2 protein-coding genes are annotated in these 2,149 nt (G+C 72.9%); both read right to left on the bottom strand.

All coding sequences use genetic code 11. From position 1 onward, the window contains the following. Positions 1–145 precede the first annotated feature (145 nt). Complete coding sequence (locus GTW43_RS30080; protein WP_161305150.1) at positions 146–928, bottom strand: 3-oxoacyl-ACP reductase; 783 nt, start codon at positions 926–928, stop codon at positions 146–148. Between the two features lie 7 nt (positions 929–935). Further along, positions 936–2,149 (bottom strand): aldehyde dehydrogenase family protein (locus GTW43_RS30075; RefSeq protein WP_161305149.1); only part of this gene is annotated, 1,214 nt, incomplete at its 5' end.

Here is a 2,149-nt window from a genome sequence, read left to right as displayed (position 1 = left end):
GGGGGTGGTCAGGGTGGCGGCCGCCATGAGGGCGGCGGCCGCTACCGAAGTCCACGCGGCAACATGTCTGTTACGCATGCGAGTGGACCGTACATCAACCGGTGGGGCGTGCCGAGGGTGCTGACGCCGTGTGTTGCGGGCGGGGCTACAGCGGTGTGACGTACGCGCCGGAGATGCCGCCGTCGACGAGGAAGTCGGTGGCGTTGACGAAGGCGGCGTCGTCGCTGGCGAGGAAGGCGACGGCGGCCGCGATCTCCTCGGCCTCGGCGAAGCGGCCCACCGGGATGTGCACGAGGCGGCGGGCGGCGCGCTCCGGGTCCTTGGCGAACAGCTCCTGGAGGAGCGGGGTGTTGACCGGGCCGGGGCACAGGGCGTTGACCCGGATGCCCTCACGGGCGAACTGCACGCCGAGCTCGCGCGACATGGCGAGGACGCCGCCCTTGGACGCGGTGTAGGAGATCTGGGAGGTGGCGGCGCCCATCCGGGCGACGAAGGAGGCGGTGTTGATGATGGAGCCTCTGCCCTGTTCGCGCATGTAGGGGATGGCGGCCTTGCAGCACAGGTAGACGGAGGTGAGGTTGACCTCCTGGACCCGCTTCCAGGCCTCCAGGCCGGTGTCGAGGATCGAGTCGTCGTCGGGCGGCGAGATGCCCGCGTTGTTGAAGGCGATGTCGACGGAGCCGTAGGTCTCGTACGCGGTGCGGAACAGGGCGTCGACCTGTGCGGCGTCGGTGACGTCGACCTGGACGAAGGTGCCGCCGACGGACTCGGCCGCGCTCGTGCCCGCCGCGGCGTCGATGTCGCCGCAGACGACGTGGGCGCCCTCGGAGGCGAGCCGGTGGGCGGTGGCGAGGCCGATGCCGCTGCCGGCCCCGGTGACGACGGCGGTGCGGCCGACGAGGCGGCGGCAGACGATGTCCTGGGTCATAGGGGGTTCAGGCCTCCGTACTGAGGAAGACGTTCTTGGTCTCGGTGAAGGCGGTCAGGGCGTCAGGGCCGAGCTCCCGGCCGAGGCCGGACTGCTTGGAGCCGCCGAACGGGGTCCAGTAGCGCACGCTGGCATGCGAGTTGACGGACAGGTTCCCGGCGCGGACGGCCGCCGAGACGCGCAGGGCGCGGCCCACGTCCCGGGTCCAGATCGACCCGGACAGTCCGTACGGGGTGGCGTCGGCGAGCCGGATCGCGTCGGCCTCGTCGTCGAAGGGGAGCAGGACGGCGACGGGCCCGAAGATCTCCTCCACGGCGGCCGCGGAACCGGGATCCTCGCCGGTGAGGACCGTCGGGGGGAACCAGTAGCCGGGCCCGGTGGGGGCGGTGCCGCGGACGCCGGGCGCGCCGTCGGGCACGAAGCCCCGCACCCGGTCCAGCTGCTGACGTGAGATCAGCGGCCCCATCTGCGTCTTCTCGTCGAGCGGATCGCCGACGGTGACGGCGGCGACCGTGTCGGCGAGCCGGGCGAGGGCCTCCTCGTGGACGGAGCGGTGGACGAGGATCCGGGTGCGGGCGCAGCAGTCCTGGCCCGCGTTGTCGAGGAAGGAGAACGGGTCGAGGGCCGCGTCGAGGTCGGCGTCGGCGAAGACGATGTTGGGGCTCTTGCCGCCGAGTTCGAGGGTGACCGGTTTGATCTGTGCGGCGCAGCGCGCCATGATCTCGCGGCCGGTGCGGGCGGACCCGGTGAAGACGACCTTCGCGACGTCGGGGTGGTCGACGAGGGCACGGCCGGTGACGGCCCCGTGGCCGGGCAGCACCTGGAACAGATGCTCGGGCAGGCCTGCCTCCCGGGCCAGTTCGGCCAGGCGCAGGGCGGTGAGCGGGGTGGTCTCGGCGGGCTTGAGCACGACCGCGTTGCCGGCGGCGAGCGCGGGGGCGGTGCCCCAGGCGGCGATCGGCATCGGGAAGTTCCAGGGAGCGATGACGGCGACGACGCCGAGGGGCTCGTGGAAGGTGAGGTTCCAGCCGCCGGGGGCGGGGATCTGCGCGCCGTTGAGCCGTTCGGCGCCGCCCGCGGCGTACAGGAGCAGGTCGCGGACGTTGCCCGCCTCCCAGCGGGCGTCGCCGACGAGGTGTCCGGCCTCGCGGACCTCCAGCTGCGCGAGTTCCTCGAGGTGGCTGTCGACCGTGTCGGCGAAGCGGCGCAGGAGGCGGGCGC

Origin of the sequence: Streptomyces sp. SID5785 (assembly GCF_009870065.1) — a bacterium.
Taxonomy (GTDB): domain Bacteria; phylum Actinomycetota; class Actinomycetes; order Streptomycetales; family Streptomycetaceae; genus Streptomyces.
Note: the sequence above shows the minus strand (reverse complement) of the source record. Positions and strands in the feature narration are given on the sequence as shown.

Excerpts from the sequence above, each read along its gene's own strand:
- GTW43_RS30080 (WP_161305150.1), bottom strand. The coding sequence starts at position 928 with ATGACCCAGGACATCGTCTGCCGCCGCCTCGTCGGCCGCACCGCCGTC.